This window comes from Enterococcus sp. AZ080 (genome assembly GCF_051714945.1).
GTDB lineage: Bacteria > Bacillota > Bacilli > Lactobacillales > Enterococcaceae > Enterococcus_B > Enterococcus_B pernyi.
Genome location: NZ_JBIOSV010000001.1, coordinates 2,115,937 through 2,131,406, shown reverse-complemented (window position 1 = coordinate 2,131,406; position 15,470 = coordinate 2,115,937). Strand labels below are relative to the sequence as shown.

At 33.0% G+C, this 15,470-nt stretch carries 21 protein-coding genes; 18 read left to right on the top strand and 3 right to left on the bottom strand.

Features of this window, described 5'->3' with window-relative positions:
• Positions 1-2 precede the first annotated feature (2 nt).
• The 4 genes from IGK01_RS10045 (at position 3) to IGK01_RS10030 (ending at position 2,002) form a co-directional block, all read left to right on the top strand.
• Positions 3-722, top strand: coding sequence for a DNA/RNA non-specific endonuclease (locus IGK01_RS10045; protein WP_023520078.1), 720 nt, complete (start codon positions 3-5; stop codon positions 720-722).
• A gap of 258 nt (positions 723-980) precedes the next feature.
• The gene (locus IGK01_RS10040; protein ID WP_002290885.1) at positions 981-1,247 is read left to right on the top strand and encodes an IreB family regulatory phosphoprotein; all 267 of its coding nucleotides are present in this window, start codon (positions 981-983) and stop codon (positions 1,245-1,247) included.
• Positions 1,244-1,675: a Holliday junction resolvase RuvX gene (ruvX, locus tag IGK01_RS10035; RefSeq protein WP_409173519.1), complete on the top strand. Its 432-nt coding sequence runs from the start codon at positions 1,244-1,246 to the stop codon at positions 1,673-1,675. Before IGK01_RS10040 ends, ruvX begins: the two co-directional genes overlap by 4 nt.
• 21 nt (positions 1,676-1,696) lie before the next feature.
• Entirely contained in the window at positions 1,697-2,002 is a 306-nt protein-coding gene (locus tag IGK01_RS10030) for a DUF1292 domain-containing protein (protein WP_010734809.1), read from the top strand.
• Positions 2,003-2,086: 84 nt separating this feature from the next.
• Here the strand turns inward: IGK01_RS10030 and IGK01_RS10025 are convergent, their stop codons facing one another.
• A complete protein-coding gene (locus tag IGK01_RS10025) occupies positions 2,087-3,232 on the bottom strand; it encodes a tyrosine-type recombinase/integrase (protein ID WP_438840716.1) in 1,146 nt (381 codons plus the stop codon).
• Positions 3,233-3,281: 49 nt separating this feature from the next.
• A complete protein-coding gene (locus IGK01_RS10020; protein ID WP_438840715.1) occupies positions 3,282-3,803 on the bottom strand; it encodes a helix-turn-helix domain-containing protein in 522 nt (173 codons plus the stop codon).
• 141 nt (positions 3,804-3,944) lie between these two features.
• On the opposite strand from IGK01_RS10020, the gene IGK01_RS10015 reads away from it, so the two are divergent.
• The 12 genes from IGK01_RS10015 (at position 3,945) to IGK01_RS09960 (ending at position 12,422) form a co-directional block, all read left to right on the top strand.
• Positions 3,945-4,145 carry a helix-turn-helix transcriptional regulator gene (locus IGK01_RS10015; protein ID WP_438840714.1) on the top strand — a complete coding sequence of 67 codons (201 nt, stop codon included), beginning with the start codon at positions 3,945-3,947 and terminating at the stop codon, positions 4,143-4,145.
• Between the two features lie 33 nt (positions 4,146-4,178).
• Positions 4,179-4,466 (top strand): helix-turn-helix domain-containing protein, encoded by a 288-nt coding sequence (locus tag IGK01_RS10010; protein WP_438840713.1) that lies wholly within the window; start codon positions 4,179-4,181, stop codon positions 4,464-4,466.
• A 400-nt stretch (positions 4,467-4,866) separates the two neighbouring features.
• Positions 4,867-5,742, top strand: a complete 876-nt coding sequence (locus IGK01_RS10005) for a hypothetical protein (protein ID WP_438840841.1) — start codon at positions 4,867-4,869, stop codon at positions 5,740-5,742.
• Complete coding sequence (locus tag IGK01_RS10000) at positions 5,739-5,957, top strand: hypothetical protein (RefSeq protein ID WP_438840712.1); 219 nt, start codon at positions 5,739-5,741, stop codon at positions 5,955-5,957. The genes IGK01_RS10005 and IGK01_RS10000 overlap by 4 nt, the downstream gene beginning before the upstream one ends.
• Entirely contained in the window at positions 5,944-8,466 is a 2,523-nt protein-coding gene (locus tag IGK01_RS09995; RefSeq protein ID WP_438840711.1) for a pLS20_p028 family conjugation system transmembrane protein, read from the top strand. Before IGK01_RS10000 ends, IGK01_RS09995 begins: the two co-directional genes overlap by 14 nt.
• A 13-nt stretch (positions 8,467-8,479) precedes the next feature.
• The gene (locus IGK01_RS09990; RefSeq protein ID WP_002341651.1) at positions 8,480-8,668 is read left to right on the top strand and encodes a hypothetical protein; all 189 of its coding nucleotides are present in this window, start codon (positions 8,480-8,482) and stop codon (positions 8,666-8,668) included.
• Positions 8,669-8,679: 11 nt separating this feature from the next.
• Positions 8,680-9,291: a plasmid mobilization protein gene (locus IGK01_RS09985; protein ID WP_002321374.1), complete on the top strand. Its 612-nt coding sequence runs from the start codon at positions 8,680-8,682 to the stop codon at positions 9,289-9,291.
• The gene (locus IGK01_RS09980) at positions 9,276-10,667 is read left to right on the top strand and encodes a relaxase/mobilization nuclease domain-containing protein (protein ID WP_438840710.1); all 1,392 of its coding nucleotides are present in this window, start codon (positions 9,276-9,278) and stop codon (positions 10,665-10,667) included. Before IGK01_RS09985 ends, IGK01_RS09980 begins: the two co-directional genes overlap by 16 nt.
• Positions 10,668-10,882: 215 nt before the next feature.
• A complete protein-coding gene (locus tag IGK01_RS09975; RefSeq protein ID WP_002331273.1) occupies positions 10,883-11,197 on the top strand; it encodes a hypothetical protein in 315 nt (104 codons plus the stop codon).
• On the top strand, positions 11,190-11,684 hold the full coding sequence (locus IGK01_RS09970; RefSeq protein ID WP_438840709.1) for a hypothetical protein: 495 nt from the start codon (positions 11,190-11,192) through the stop codon (positions 11,682-11,684). The genes IGK01_RS09975 and IGK01_RS09970 overlap by 8 nt, the downstream gene beginning before the upstream one ends.
• A gap of 76 nt (positions 11,685-11,760) precedes the next feature.
• Positions 11,761-12,075: a hypothetical protein gene (locus tag IGK01_RS09965; protein ID WP_232508816.1), complete on the top strand. Its 315-nt coding sequence runs from the start codon at positions 11,761-11,763 to the stop codon at positions 12,073-12,075.
• 98 nt (positions 12,076-12,173) lie between these two features.
• On the top strand, positions 12,174-12,422 hold the full coding sequence (locus IGK01_RS09960; RefSeq protein ID WP_438840708.1) for a type II toxin-antitoxin system Phd/YefM family antitoxin: 249 nt from the start codon (positions 12,174-12,176) through the stop codon (positions 12,420-12,422).
• A 229-nt stretch (positions 12,423-12,651) separates the two neighbouring features.
• Here IGK01_RS09960 and IGK01_RS09955 read toward each other — a convergent pair whose 3' ends face one another.
• The gene (locus IGK01_RS09955) at positions 12,652-13,425 is read right to left on the bottom strand and encodes a hypothetical protein (protein ID WP_096081684.1); all 774 of its coding nucleotides are present in this window, start codon (positions 13,423-13,425) and stop codon (positions 12,652-12,654) included.
• Positions 13,426-13,529: 104 nt separating this feature from the next.
• On the opposite strand from IGK01_RS09955, the gene IGK01_RS09950 reads away from it, so the two are divergent.
• Together IGK01_RS09950 and IGK01_RS09945 are read left to right on the top strand one after the other, a co-directional pair.
• The gene (locus tag IGK01_RS09950; protein ID WP_033779050.1) at positions 13,530-13,775 is read left to right on the top strand and encodes a helix-turn-helix domain-containing protein; all 246 of its coding nucleotides are present in this window, start codon (positions 13,530-13,532) and stop codon (positions 13,773-13,775) included.
• A gap of 132 nt (positions 13,776-13,907) precedes the next feature.
• Positions 13,908-15,467 (top strand): hypothetical protein, encoded by a 1,560-nt coding sequence (locus tag IGK01_RS09945; RefSeq protein ID WP_219282025.1) that lies wholly within the window; start codon positions 13,908-13,910, stop codon positions 15,465-15,467.
• Positions 15,468-15,470: the final 3 nt, after the last annotated feature.

The window sequence follows — 15,470 nt, the reverse complement described above, 5'->3', positions numbered from 1 at the left end:
ACATGAGCAAAAAAACAACCAAAACAATCATAGGAGTCGCAGTTGCTCTTTTAGCTGGTGCATTAGGGATTTCAACGACGCAAAAAGACTCTGATCTCGTTCAACAACTGACAGGTTTATTTGATTCAAAACCTCAAGTCTCACAAGTGGCGAATGTTCCAGAATACGACGGCACGCACCAAGAAATCGAAATCAATCAAAATAAGCCAACTTTTACAAAAGAAGAACTGAGCTTAGATAAAGGAACATGGGAAAGTTATTCCGATATCGATCGACTGAATCGTGTAGGTCAAGCCAATGCCATGTTAGGAAAAGAGATGTTCCCTAAAGAAAAACGTGAGTCTCTTTATATCGATCCTACAGGTTGGAAACAAAAAAAATTGAGTGACGGACAATGGCTTTACAATCGAAGCCACTTGATAGGTTTTCAGCTAACTGGTCAAAACAATAACATCAAAAATTTGATGACAGGGACTCGTTCGTTGAATACCCCTCATATGCTGGCACATGAAAATGATATTGCCGCATACATCAAAGAAACCAATCATCACGTTCGCTATCGGGTAACACCACATTTTGAAGGGGAAGAACTAGTAGCACGAGGTGTTCAGTTAGAAGCCCAAAGCATTGAAGATAACCAAATCTCGTTCAATGTGTTTATCTATAATGTGCAAGACGGTTATACGATCAACTATCAAACGGGGCAAGCTAAGAAAACATGATCCATAGGCGTTCGTTATTTGAATATTTTGTGAATTTTTTGAAAAAACAGAGAAAAGACTTATTTTTGATTAAATATCACGTATACTGTAAGAAAGTGTACTCATAAATGTTGGAATCGATACAATCAAATAAGAAATCATTATTATTTTTATATTTCCAGCGAAGTTGGAATATTTATTTGTAGTTTTACCACATTTCGAGTAAAATAAAGGGTGTAGAGGGTAATTTGACTACCCTGCGGAAAGAGGTGTAGAATCATGGGTTTTACAGATGAAACCGTACGTTTTGGTTTTGATGATAGTCGTAAAAAAGAAGTCAGCGAAACATTAGCGATCGTTTATCGGGCTTTGGAAGAAAAAGGCTACAATCCAATCAACCAGATTGTGGGCTACTTGCTTTCTGGAGACCCGGCCTACATTCCTCGTTATCGTGATGCAAGGAATCTGATCCGTCGTCATGAACGCGATGAAATCATGGAAGTGATCGTCAAAGACTATCTCTCAAATCATGGAGTGAATCTATGAGAGTGATGGGCTTGGATGTCGGCTCAAAGACTGTAGGTGTCGCTGTTAGTGATCCTTTTGGCTGGACTGCACAAGGCGTAGAGATCATTCGTATCGATGAAGATAAAGAAGAATTTGGATTTGAACGATTGGCAGAACTGGTCAAACAGTACGAAGTAGATCGTTTTGTTGTAGGCTTGCCGAAAAACATGAATAATTCAATCGGTCCGAGAGCAGAAAGCTCAATGGTTTACGGAGAAAAGATCAAAGAAATGTTTTCTCTACCAGTCAACTATCAAGATGAACGACTGACTACCGTCCAAGCAGAACGCATGTTGGTCGAACAGGCAAATACGTCAAGAGCAAAAAGAAAAAAAGTCATCGATAAGCTTGCTGCGGTGATGATTTTACAAAATTATTTAGATGGTTCGGGAAAACAACTATTTTAAAAAATGAAAAGAGGGGTTCTAATGGCAGAACACAATCATACACATGATCATGAAGGACATGAACATATCACATTGGTCGATGATCAAGGAAATGAAACATTATACGAAATCTTGTTAACAGTCGATGGACAAGAAGAATTTGGTCGTAACTACGTATTGCTTTATCCAGCCGGCGTACCGGAAGATGAAGATGTAGAATTACAAGCCTATGCCTACGTTGAAAACGAAGACGGAACAGAAGGCGAATTAGAACAAATCGAAACAGATGCTGAATGGGATATGATCGAAGAGGTCTTCAATACATTCATGGCTGAAGAAGAAGAATAGTATTAAAATGATGGCTGAACCCTTGGTATATAAGGGTTCAGCTTTTTTGTGTTTTGTTTTGAATACGAGATTGAATACGTTCCGCTAGAAATTTAGGTGTTCTGCAAGCTTTTCAACGGTTTTTTCTTTGGTTTCTTTAGTTAGATGAGCATAAGTATCCATTGTTAATTTGATTGATGAGTGTCTAAGGCGTTCTTGAACTTCCTTCATGGAAACTCCTGACTCTAACAACATACTAGCATGAGTGTGTCTGGTTACATGGTTTCCTAGAAATGGAATACCAGAGTTCTTGCAGATTGTGATCATACGAGAATAAATAGCGTGTTTAGTAATGATTTCCTTGTAGATTCCACAAAAAATCATTGTTGGATCAGTAATACCAAGGGTTAACATATATCTTTTTTGATTGATTTGCCATTTCTTTAGCCAATTAATGGTTTTATTGTCTAAAGATAGAGTACCATAGCTATTTTTCGTTTTTGGACTTGAAATTTTGTACCCATATTTTGTTTGACTTAAGGTTTTGTTTATAGTGACGATGTTTGAATCAAAGTCAATATCTGACCAGTTCAAAGCTAAAGCCTCACTAATTCGACAACCACTAAAAAACAGAAAGCGAAGTAGCGTTTTATCGTAATCTGCTCTATAGGTACTTCTTTTTGATTCCAAGTATTGGAAGAGAATTTCTAATTGATTCCGTGAATAAATTTTGACAGTATCTTTCTTTTTTTCAACATTTCTATTGGGCATGATTACAAGTTCACAGGGGTTTTTAGTAATTAGCCCCAAAGTCATTGCGTATTTGAAAATACGGCTTACAGTAGAATGTAGGACTTTATATTGATCTGTCATTTTCGCCCATTGATTCAATATTTTCTGAACGTGTTTTACAGTGATTTCTTTGATCCTGAATTTACCATATTTTGGAAGAATCCATTTATTGAACTTGATCTCAATTTTTAATTGAGTGACTTCCTTTACAGTGGTTTTATAGCTTTCATACCAAAGTTCATAGATTTCTTGAAAAGTCTCGTTCGTATCCTGTTTAAGTCCATTCTCTTCAAAGTCTACAAGTAGTCTATTAAGCTCGATTTGAGCTTCTTTTTTTGTTTTAAAATTTCTACGTGTAGTACGGACTTCTTTACCAGTTAATGGATTGATTCCAAGGTAAGTTTGAAACAACCATGCTTTGGTTCCGTCTTTCTTTTCATATTGTTTAATTGTTGCCATTGTTTTTCCTCCTATCAGTTGCGTGGCGTGCTTTTGATAGGAAAAATATTTATGATAAATGTTTTTTTACAATTTCATTTAGCGAATGGTCAATTACAGATTTTAGTTCGAAAAGCTCTGTGGGGGATAATTCACGGTTTCCTTTTTTCCCAGTTAATAAAAATTGAATCAAACCAATAAGATTGAGCGATATTTCTTTTACATCGGGATTATTAATTTTTGAAATTGCATTAAGATACGTAGCGAAGCTTTTAATTGTTCTATTTACTTCTTCGCTAGAGAGGTGTTCCAAAGAGTCTAGTGCTACTTCGGATAGAAAATACATTGATTCTGTGACGCTTGAATCGACGCCAGTCGTAAGATAAAGTTCAGAAACCCCGCCAATTTCTGCAATCTTTTTAATTCTTTCTGAGTTTGGAAGGTTTTTACCATTTTCCCAGTTACTTACAACAGCTTTATCAGCCGTAGGAGAGAACAGTTTTCCGAATTCTTCTAATGTCATATTCTCTTTTTTTCTTATTTCCCTTATGCGTTGTCCAATCATTTTAATATTTTTATTGTCATCAGGCATTACTTGTCACCTCCTATTTAAGTTTAACATGAATGATAAAGAAGTTACACAATTTTATTACCTGAGGTTGACATCGGGATAAACTATGGTAATATTTAAGTTGTAATATTTCATAACTTGGAAAAGGGGGAGGTAATTGCAATGAGAGTTCGCGGCTATAGAACAATGCTAGGTTTGACTCAAGAACAGATTTCTAAACTGATAGGAATTAGTAAGCAGAGTTATAGTTTAAAGGAACGAGGTAAAATTAAATTTAGTGACAATGAAAAGGTTAAGCTCAAAAAACTTTTTAAAGAAGTAAAAAACGATATAACCATTGATGAAATTTTTTTTGCTGATTAAGTTGCGAAAAAACACAACTGAAGGAGGGGGATTATGGAGGTTCAACAAATTCAAGTGATACTTCCAGACGAAATGGATCAATCATTGCGCAAATATTTTTATCAAGTTGCTAAAGAAGCTGTTGATCAAGTTCGTATTGAAACTTCTTTTAACAAAGAAATTTTTAGGCTGGGAGAAGCATGTGAATATTTAAGTGTGAGCAGAAGTACATTAAAGAAATTTATACGTGAAAAAGGATTGAAAGTCAGTATTATCAATGATTGTCAGTTTATTAGAAAAGAAGAATTAGCAAGATTTATCAAGATTTATCAAAGAATATGAAGTATAAAAAAAGTTGCGTGGCGTGCTTTTGATATGAAAAAGAAAGTGATTATATGAGTGATGATGGAGTAGCAAAGTTGATTAAAAAAAATCGAGATTTATCTTCAATCCAATTCGATCAATATAATGTGTACATGCAGAAAAGGGTATTAAAAATGTTAAAAAAAAAATAAAAAAGAGTGCTCCCGAAAGTTTGCGGACTGGAGGAACACTCGGCAATAAAGTTCTGAGAAAACTTTATTTATAGCTATTATATCAAAAAGAAGGTGAAAAGGTGTTTTCTTCTGGAAATGCTGTAGTCGACAAACTTAGAGAAATAAATTTTGATGGAAATGTAATTCCACACTCGTGGTACGGTCAATTAAGAAAAAAAACGAAAAAAGGCGTTGAGAAGCCCTATTTGAATGCAATAGTTATCTTAGCAGAAATTACTTATTGGTACAGACCCAAAAAAATTTTTAACGATGAGGGTCAGTTAATTGGATATAAAAAGAAATTTATTGAAGATATTTTGCAAAAATCATATAAGCAATTAAGCAAAAAAACAGGATTATCAGAAAGAGCTATAAAAGATGCAATTGTGTACTTAGAGAAAAAGGGAATTATCAAAAGAGTTTTTAGAAATATTTATTATGAGCAAAGAGCAGTTACATTATCAAATGTTATGTACATTGTTTTAAATGTACATAAATTGATAGAAATTACTTTTCCTGCTTTAGATCGCGAAAAAAAGGAGTATGTGTCGAAAATTCGTCAGAGGGTTATCGAAAAAAAGAGATATGTCTCTTTGAAAAAAGGTAGAGGTATGTACAAATTCGTATATACGTATACAAAGACTACTTCACAGAACACATCAAAGACTACTCCCGTTATGGAAGAAGAGGATATTAATATAAAGATGATTTACACTAAGGTTAGTGTTCTTTATGAAGAAAATAATAACAATGGTCGAAAATTATTTCAAGTGTATCACTATTTGAGAAACGCTAATGTAGATACAGAAGATATCAGAAAAATCATTGAATTTTTATATGAAAATACCCAGTATCTTAACGCTCAGTGCATTATAACACAACATAAAGCATGCGTTTTTCAAGCAAAAACAGATGAAGGACTATTCGATTACGCAAAATTTTTTCTAAATGGACTTCAAATTAGATATAAAAATCAGCTTTTAGAAAATATAGAGACTACAGATCAATTCAATTATGCATTCGGAATTAAAGAGTTACCTAAAATACCTATGCATAATTGGTTAGAAGGAGAAAAAACATGATTAAAAATCGTCTAATAGATCAGATTTGGTGTCTTGATCAAAACACTGATACTCTCGAACTAATCGAGAGTATCTGCTTCAACACAGTGGTTCTCGATTTAAGATCTGAAAATGACAAATGTGTAACTCATATCATAATTGACAGAAATATAGCTCAGAAACTCTCTGAAAGTCTCAGAAAATGGGCTGAAGGAGGTAACAATGAAAGTAATTAAGAGAAAAATTAATTGGTTGTCGATTAGTTTTCTTGTTCTCATAGCTATGATTATTTTTACGAGTAACGTTGCAGAAGGCAGTATTTTCAATTGGTTTGATGATACTGAGAGTCAAACTGTTTTTTTAACTAATCCGCTTTACCAGAATTATTTGAAAAAATACAATGGAAATTTTTACAGCCAGTTCGGTATGTGGATAGGCTGGTCTGTCATAAAATCAATGTTCGCTGTTGTCGATGGCATTCAAAATATGATTCCCAAGGTTTTAGATTTGTTTAGCTTTGTAGAAAGTACCGGATTGAACAAAGTCTATCAGTCAGTTTTAAATACAATTGTTATTGGATTGATGGTACTCTCACTAATGATTATTGGATATAAAATGGTGACTGGAAAAGGGACTTTAGACTTAAAATCGGTTGGAATGAACGTAGTTATGTCAGTAGCATTAATCCTTTTAATGCCAACATTAATCAATAGCGGAATAGAGTTTACTAAAACCTTTTATAATGACTCAGCTACGATTACAGATTCGGATGAAGGCGTGGCGTGGTCGTTGATTGAACAAGGGGTCACTGATTTAGCTTATATCAATAAAACAGATCAGTATTCAATGATTAACAAAACGAATGATCGGAACAATTTAACAAAAGAAAATTTCTGGAAAACGGATCTTACGCAAGTATTGACAGATAATGTAATTGATAAAATGGAAAAAGAGAACCCAACAGCTGATAATCTGCGTTATGAATTAGTTGAAAATTCTGATAATGAATTTGTTGCTACTAAATTTTCAGATAATTTTTTGTCAACCTTTGTTGATGGTATCAAATCAGGATATTATCGCTATCAAGCGAACCTGTGGGGAATTTCATTTGGATTGATTGCTTTAGCGGTAGCGTATGTTTTTAGTGCTTTCATTATAATTACAGCAATACTCGAGTTAGCATTTAAACGTGTACTCGGAGTTTTAGTATTTGCTACTGACTTAGAAACAGGACAACGATCAAAACAAGTTTTGTCAGATATTCTACAGTGTTATTTGACTGTCGGTTTTCAGGGATTCGGATTGTCTATGTTTGCAATGTTCATAAATTATTTAAACGCTGGCGAAGGTATCTCAACAAATATTTTTATAAAAACAATTGCTTATATCTGTGCCGTGTTCGTTCTAATAAAGGGTAGTGGAACAGTCATGCGTTACTTTGGCGTGGATATTGGTTTAAAGGAAGGCTATGGCCAGCTTGCTTCAGCATTTGGCATGGGAGCTATGCTGTTTCGTAAAGGAACAGGTGGTATGAACCGATCTAAAGGTGGGAAAAATAGTGGTGGAAACGATCAAGCGGAAGGGGAAGAACGAAAACCTGAACGCAACTTTGGTCAATCACTTTCTCAAAAAGCTAATAAAACGGGGAAAACACTTGGGTATGCTCGTGAACGAGGATTATCAGGCTTAGCTTCGGATGGAGCTACAATGGCTAGTAAAAGAGCAACAAAACCATTTAAGAGTATGCGTGATATGGCTAATGATACCAAGAATAAATTCAAAGAAGGTTTAGATGATGGTACCGTGTCCGCTATTAATAAAAATAGCAAACCTATAGTAGCTAAAAACAAAGAAGATGAAACTGGAAAATATGCTGATTCTATGCCAACACGTCTTTCGGATAGAAAAGATGGCGCTAAAGTTGAAAACGCTGATAGAATTATGTCTAGTTCTGAACGTATGCGTGAAGCAATGAAAAATAATGCTGAATCAAATATTAATCCTGCAAGTGCAATTCAGCAAAAAGTTAAACAAGATATTGAAGAACGTAAAAATGCTATGCACGGTCAAGCTAAGTCTGCTGAAGAATTAATTAATCAGAAGCGACAGGAAGAAAAATACACGCCTGAAGCAATGAATCGTGAGGAAATGTTAAGGAAACGTGTAGAAGGGCGTACAGGCGCTAATATGGACGAAAAAGAAGCGTTGACTAAAGAAAGAATCCAAGAAGCTAAAAATTCAAATACCGGATTAGAAAAATCAGTCAAAGAAAATCTACAAAATTCTACAAGTAGTCAAGATAGGCGCTCAGTAGATGTTCGAGAAAACTTACAAAATACTACAAGTAGTCAAAATGGAAATCGAACAGTAGATGTACGAGAAAATGTACAAAGTAGTGGGACAAGTCAACCGAGAACGGTAGATGTACGAGAAAACTTGCAGAATACTACAAGTAGTCAAAATGGAAATCGAACAGTAGATGTACGAGAAAATGTACAAAGTAGTGCGTCAAATCAACCAAGAACGGTAGAAGTACGTGAAACAAGAGCTGAAGCAAGTCAGGGAGATAAGACGCAAAAAATAAATATTATCGAGGAACGAAAAGAAAGGCCTAACGAAAAAGTGATTGTAGAACAAGAAGTGAAGGAGAAGAAACGTCCACGATTTACTTATGAAAATAATCCACTGTTTCAGGATATTTCTGATAAACCGAATCCACTGTTTGATAGTCTATTTAAAAAATAAAGAGGTGATTGTCATGCAATTAATTCTACAGATTAGTACACATGATTTCTTAGAACTTGACGAATTATGTGAATCAGTAAAGAAAGCAACAAATGAAAAAATCACGGTCACAAATTATATTGAACTGATGATTCAAGAAGAATTAAAGATGAAAAATGAAATAGAGAGCAATTTCAAATGTTGCTCTCTAGAAAAAATGTGAGGGGATAATCAATGGATGATAAACAAAAAATGTACGAAAAAAATCGCAAACATAGTGAGGCCTTAAATTTTCGTGTCGATAAAAAGACTTATCTTGAACTGACATTGATTGCAAAACAAAGGGGAATTTCTAGAGCAGACGTTTGCCGTGAGCGGTTAAAGGGACTCAAATATGAACCGCCGTTGTTAGCTGAAGATGATAGGGTAGTTTTAACCAAACAGTTAAATCAAATTGGTAACAATTTGAATCAAGCGGTAAAGGCATTAAATATCATTGCTAAATATTTTAGAGAAGAATCTGAAGATAAAAAAGAAAAGAGCCTACATTTTAGTTTTGATGCTAGCCGTTACAACATTTTTAAAGATGAACTTGCGAATAGCATAGCAAAAAAGTTGATGATTAGTTATCCAGATGACATTTTTTTGGAGTCCAATCGGAGTGCCCCCTCTTTTTTTAAATTATCAGAAGTAGAAAAAGAATATTTCGAATATTGGATAGAAAAGCAAACTAGACCGGGTACGAAAGAAGAGTATTCCCAAAAAGTTGATCGGAATTTAATTCACTCAATTCAGATTATTGCAAGTTTAAAAGATGAGGTGAAACAACTTTGGGAGCTACTATAACATCGAAAGGACGCAAGAAAAATTTATCCTCGCTATTACAATATGCAGCTAATCCTTCAAAAAAAGAAAAATGTGTTGCAGTTTCAGGAATAAATTGTAGTGATAATAGTGAGGAAGCATTGCAAGAAATGAATTTAGTAAGAACCAGGATGAATAAATCTAAAGATATAGCACAAGCATTTCATGTTATCCATTCGTTTGATAAGAATATTTCTAAAGAGTTAAGTATTGAGAAAATGCACGAAATAGCTGTCGAATTTGCAGAAAAAGCTTTTCCAAATTCGCAAATTATTGTTGCAAGTCACAATGATAAAGATCATTTTCATAGTCATCTTGTTGTTAATAATATTGATATGGAGACCTGTAAGAGGTTGCGTATTGACCCTAAAGATTTAGAACGAATGCGAAAAATTAACGATGAAGTGCTTGTTGAAAATGGACTCGAACCTGTAGACAATGAGTACTATGAAAATTTAGAAAAGAGAACGAATCTCTATTCAAACGATCCAAGTAAACTGAAAAATGGAAAAATTAATTATCAAGAATTTGTACAAAATGCGATTGAAGCTACGTTGGAGAATTGTGAAGCAAATTCATTTGTGCGTTTTTCGGATCATTTAGCAAAAGAATACAACATCGAAGTTTATCAATTTTCAAAAACAAATAACAAACTTGGCTATGTTCTTTACAAACAAGATGTAAATTTCTATGAGCGTAGAGATGAGCTAATTACTTTAGGGAGAGAAAGACAATCTAGAAAAGAAAAAAGTCAGTATGTCGAACGTACTTTTAGTGCAAGAAAGTTAGGGAAAAAATATTCATTTGAATCTGTTTTTGAACGACTTGAAAAGAATTTAGAAGAAACACATATGAATAATTTTGTTGATCTAGATACGGAACAAATTATAGCGTTAGCTAGTGGGGTTGATTATAAAACTGGAGAGTTAAATGTACCGTTTGTGGAATTAGATTCCATTGCACAAAAGCAGTTTAGTGATCATGAGGGTGCTAAAAAAATCATTAAATATGATGATTTCTTGCGAGAAGTAGACAAGCATTATGCAAACACAATATCTTTAGAAGATGATCAAGAATACACGATTAAACTTCATACTGATGTGAATCTTAGAACTTTACGTAGTACTAAAAGTAAAACAATTTTAGTTAAAAAGACAGATCAGAAAGAATTATTTCTACCGGCTGAGGGCTTTAAAAATTGTTCTCATACACCTTCTGCTAAACAGATTCACTATCAAATCAGTCGCATAATGAATGACGATGTGAAAATGTATCGTGCTAAAAAGGATTACGAGTTCACGCAACAAATGATTGAAAATCAGCAAAGGAGACAACGAGATTTTGAGATGGATTTCTAAAGGAATTAGCCAGTAGACTTTCCAGTTTCCCATCGATACGGAGGGAGTTGGAAAGAGGCGGTTTTGAGGGCATACGCCAGCTACCCATCTACTTGCCAGTCAATCCGCCCCGCTCACGCTAGGCTACTTTCTGGCAAGTCAGATGGTGGGTAAATCTCTGAGGGAGCAAGCTCCCTACAGACTCCCTCCCAAAAAAAGAAAGGTGGAAGAAAAAAATGAACTATCCATATTTTAAAGTCTCGGCTTCAGAAGAAACTAAAGAAATATTCAACAATTTTTACAACCAAAACAAAGGAATTTTTGGTTCAAAGGCAAATATGTTTCGTGTTATGGTTTCAAATTTACCAGTGTTAGCTAGTCCATCAAATAATAAATTTAATGATCCTGAAAGCATTAAATTTGAACAAAAAATTTCAGAACTAGAATCAATGATAAGTAATGAAGTAATTGAAAAGCTGGATGACATTGATCAAAAGTTATCGTATTCTCTAAAAAACAAATACAAAACGGAGGAGAAAAAAGATGTTTAAAGTTTACTTCCCGTTTCAGTGGCTCGTTAAAGGAATTCTTTTAGTGCTACTAGGATTGATTCTTTTTGGAAGTTATCTAACAATTAAAGCCAGACATTTTCCAGAAGAAAAGCCAATAAAAATTGTAACAAAAGATTTAAAAATAGGTAAAACTTATCAGGCAGATGGGGTTGAACTAACATTTAAAAATATTGAAGTGACCGAAAAAAGAAATGAATTTTCACAGCATAATCGTGTATTACAAGTGACCTATACAATGAAAAATGATACAGAAAATCCGATACGTCCGCAACAATGGCCGATTGAAAATAAGGATGGTGAAGAACTTTATGAGTATGCTATGATATTGGATAATCCAGAGTATATTGAAAATGGTAAATCAGAAACAATAAATTACTATTATGAATTACCTAGTGAAAGGCAGGAATACCAAATCGTAGTACGTAGAGCGAATGGTTTTTTTGTTGGATTACCCTTTACTTTGTAAGGCTTATTTTGTTAGTGGCTTTTAAGTTAATATCATTTTTGTGATTATTGAAAATGAAAGTGAGGAAATTGGAAGAATGGCTGATGAAAATAAAGTTGTTCCGCTTGAAACACTAGTGATAAATAAGGAAGAGTTTGAGCAACTTTTTCTTGATTTTTTTGTTCAATATGACAGGATTTATGATTTTAGTTCGTCACTAGATTTATTTGAATTAGAAGCAGAAATAATAGAAAACAGTCGAGAGAAGAATGGTAAAATCATTATTTCAGTAGAAAAATTCAATGAATTATTCTCAGAAACATTTGAAATAGATACAGATTATTATCAACCACAAGAAGTTTTTCGATTGTTTAGAGATCAGATTATTGGTATTAGTCAAACTACAAAATGAAAGCTTAATAAAGCAAGCGTTGAAAGAATTATTCCTCAACGCTTGCTTTATTTGATGGGCGCTTCATAATAGAGGTATAGAGAAGAGAGGTGTTCATTTTGGATACTATTACTCCAACAAACTTCAAAAAAAATATAGGTAAAGTGTTGCAAGAAGTAGTTCATTCAAATTCTGAAATAGAAATTACTAGGGATTCTAAAAATGGATTGGACGATGGCGTCATTATGATTTATAAGAGAAAGTGGGAGCTGCTACAAGAAGAACTTTATTTACAACGAACGGGTACATGGGCTTATGTATCTGATTTAATGAAAAACGAGAAGGAAGATGACTTTAAAGTAGTTTAGTATGAAGGTCGATGGATAAAACGATGTGGATTAATGCTAAATAATGAGTAATTTTTCAATAATACAAAAACTGTGTACAGTATTAGAAGTAGAGAAACGCTAGTGTCGAAAAAAGATATTTTTCGTGAAAAGTAATAGGGGCTAAAAAGAAAGTATACAATTTATTTATGTTTCTAAGCATATAAAAAAGAAGCGTTGAAAGGAATATTTCTCCTTCAACGCTTCTTTTTTAGAAGATTTTAATGACTATCTCAGTTTCATTTTCAGGTTTAGGTAATTCATGGAAGCTTGTGTTTATTGTGCTTAATTGATCAACTAACCATGTTTTACTTTTTGACTCGTAGACAAATCTAAAATTAATATCATTGTTCTCGTGTTGAAGAGGTTTCTCCAAATAATCTGGTGAATATTCATAGTCAACGTAACCTGCTAATACAAAAGAAAGCAGTCCATTATTTAGTGTCAGATTTAACGGATGGTCGTAAGCTTTTATTTTTTTTAATGTCATATTGTACATATCTTCAGCCATAAAAGTTGAGTTCATGATTTCATCTTGGGTTTCATTAAAAAAGTTCTCCGAATAATCGCTTATTTTTGAAAAGTCTTTATTGGCACCAGCCTCAAAAAATTGTTCAACTTTTTCAGTATAAAGTTGTGCTAATGCTCCTTTTTCAATATTAACTTTAATATTTTCATGTCTATCAATTTGTGTGCTGTTCAGTAAGGGAAGATCAGCTTTTAGTTTTATATCGTCTTGATTTCTTTCAATTTCAATTGGCAAAATCTTTTCAGTAGATTCAGTTTCTGATAAAGGAACATCTATTTTTTTATCATGATAATAAGCTTCAAAACCATCTGGAACTGGAAAAAAATGTATTGGGTAATTCTTTTCTGAGGTTGTTGTACTAGTTTCCGTACTTGTAGAGCTTGTGTCAGAAGTGGTACACCCGCTTATAGTTCCGATGAGTAAAGCGCTGGTTAGAATGATTGCAAATTTCTTCAAAAAAATTCCTCCTTAAAATCGAATATGGACTAATACTAGTCCCATTTTAGCATACCAAATCTTTAAGATTAATAAGAAAAAGGACTAATTATAGTCCAAAAGGTGTGCTATTCTTGAAAGAGGAAAAAATTATTGATAAAGAGAATGTAATCGGTAGCAATATTAGACGAATCCGATTAGAAAAAGGAATTGGTCAAACCGAGCTGATTAGAGACCTACAGCTTCGTAAAATTGCTATAACTAGGGAAACGTTGGTTAAGATTGAAGGTGGCCGCCAACATATTAAATTGGATCAATTGAAAGCCATCAAAGATATTCTACAGGTGTCTTATGAAGATTTGCTTCAATGACTACTTGTAGTCAGCTGGATTTAAATTATTAATATTACACCCTTATATGTCACATGTAAATGTTGGTATAATAAGGATGATATATGTCGTTAAGGGTATACTTATAAATTGTATAGAGATAAGGAGATATTTATGGAAGGTCTATTAGATGATTTAGGGAATTTTATTGAACAGATGGAAGCAGTTGACAGTTATATTAATTCAATTGATGAAATTATGGGTTCGACTTTTCAACTTAAAGTAATTTTAAATGAAGAAGAACAAAGTATTCTTGATAGCTTTAATCTTTTAAATCTAATGTATATAGAAATGAAGGAAAATGAAGCACGTTTTATTGACAATTTAAAAAATATTAACGAAAAAAGTAACGGAAGACTATTCAATGAGCTTGGGAAGCCAGAAGAAGGGGCTCCAGACGAATTGCTCAAAAAATTGCTAAAAATGATTTCTAGTGAAGAAAGAGGGGTTCTATTTGAATTAAGTGAAGATGACTCTATTTCTTTATCTCTAAAAGATTCAAAAATGAGAAGTAAGATTGAAATTTATTTGGAAGAGAGTAGAAAAAGGACTAGACAAAGGCATTTATTATTTGAAACATCATTAATTACGATAAGTAACGCTTTTGAATCACTACACTCAAAACTAATTTCTTTTATCATAGTCAATTCATCTTCTTCAAAAATAAACGATAAGCAATTATCTTTTGAACAAATTATTGAATTAAGTAGTTTAGAAGAAGCAAAAGAATACCTAATTGAAAAATCCGTTGAGGATGTTATGAGAGGTTCGCAAATTACATGGCTAAAATATATTGGAAAAAATACTTTTAAAGAATTTTTTAAAGAGTTAGTTGATGAAGACGAGGAGAAATTCAAAGAATTCTTTTTAAGAAGAAACTTAATCATTCATAATAATGCTGTTATTAATAAAAGATATCTAAACAGTATAAAAAAAATAAGTGATGAAAAAAAAGCCTTTCTTGTAGGGAAAAAAATAAGTGTATCTTTGGAATATTTGGAAGAGAACATGAATATTATTTTTCTTATTTCAATAAAGTCAGTTTTTTATGTTGTAAAGAAGTTTTTTCCTACACAGTTTAATATTTTTTTTAAAAAATTCCACAATATTGCTTTTAACTACTTGAAGAGCGAGAAGTATGAGATAGCTTACTCAGTTTTTGATATGCTTTGGAAGGATGCATCTAAAATAGATGCATCAAATAAGCTTTTATTGACTGTCAACTATTTGCAGAGCCTCAAATGGACGGGAAATTTAAAAAGAATGGAACAAATTAGAAAATCAGAAGATTTTTCGCTTGCTAAAAATGAGCATTTAATGTGTTTAGCTTTAATTGATGATAATTTCAAAGTGGCGATTGATATTTTAGAAAAATTAATAGCTGAAACATCTCAATCAGGAAAGGATGATGTTGCTTTAGTAAATGAATACTTAACATGGCCAATCTTTAAGGAATTTATTGAGACAACAGAACTAAATGAGTTTCTAAAATCGAAAGGATACATTGAAATAAAGAATCAGAAGGAAATTATTGATGAAAAGACTACAGTATGTCATAATAAAAAGAGAGCAGTTAAGTATAAATCCAATTTTGAAGTGAGAAAATCTGTATCCTCAAAAATTAGAAGGTATAGAACAGAAGCAAATAAAAGTTATTCATATTTTTTTCGCTAACTC

Coding starts and splice junctions, on each gene's coding strand:
- IGK01_RS10045 (WP_023520078.1), top strand. CDS start 3: ATGAGCAAAAAAACAACCAAAACAATCATAGGAGTCGCAGTTGCTCTT.
- IGK01_RS10040 (WP_002290885.1), top strand. CDS start 981: ATGGGTTTTACAGATGAAACCGTACGTTTTGGTTTTGATGATAGTCGT.
- ruvX (WP_409173519.1), top strand. CDS start 1,244: ATGAGAGTGATGGGCTTGGATGTCGGCTCAAAGACTGTAGGTGTCGCT.
- IGK01_RS10030 (WP_010734809.1), top strand. CDS start 1,697: ATGGCAGAACACAATCATACACATGATCATGAAGGACATGAACATATC.
- IGK01_RS10025 (WP_438840716.1), bottom strand. CDS start 3,232: ATGGCAACAATTAAACAATATGAAAAGAAAGACGGAACCAAAGCATGG.
- IGK01_RS10020 (WP_438840715.1), bottom strand. CDS start 3,803: ATGCCTGATGACAATAAAAATATTAAAATGATTGGACAACGCATAAGG.
- IGK01_RS10015 (WP_438840714.1), top strand. CDS start 3,945: ATGAGAGTTCGCGGCTATAGAACAATGCTAGGTTTGACTCAAGAACAG.
- IGK01_RS10010 (WP_438840713.1), top strand. CDS start 4,179: ATGGAGGTTCAACAAATTCAAGTGATACTTCCAGACGAAATGGATCAA.
- IGK01_RS10000 (WP_438840712.1), top strand. CDS start 5,739: ATGATTAAAAATCGTCTAATAGATCAGATTTGGTGTCTTGATCAAAAC.
- IGK01_RS09995 (WP_438840711.1), top strand. CDS start 5,944: ATGAAAGTAATTAAGAGAAAAATTAATTGGTTGTCGATTAGTTTTCTT.
- IGK01_RS09990 (WP_002341651.1), top strand. CDS start 8,480: ATGCAATTAATTCTACAGATTAGTACACATGATTTCTTAGAACTTGAC.
- IGK01_RS09985 (WP_002321374.1), top strand. CDS start 8,680: ATGGATGATAAACAAAAAATGTACGAAAAAAATCGCAAACATAGTGAG.
- IGK01_RS09975 (WP_002331273.1), top strand. CDS start 10,883: ATGAACTATCCATATTTTAAAGTCTCGGCTTCAGAAGAAACTAAAGAA.
- IGK01_RS09970 (WP_438840709.1), top strand. CDS start 11,190: ATGTTTAAAGTTTACTTCCCGTTTCAGTGGCTCGTTAAAGGAATTCTT.
- IGK01_RS09965 (WP_232508816.1), top strand. CDS start 11,761: ATGGCTGATGAAAATAAAGTTGTTCCGCTTGAAACACTAGTGATAAAT.
- IGK01_RS09945 (WP_219282025.1), top strand. CDS start 13,908: ATGGAAGGTCTATTAGATGATTTAGGGAATTTTATTGAACAGATGGAA.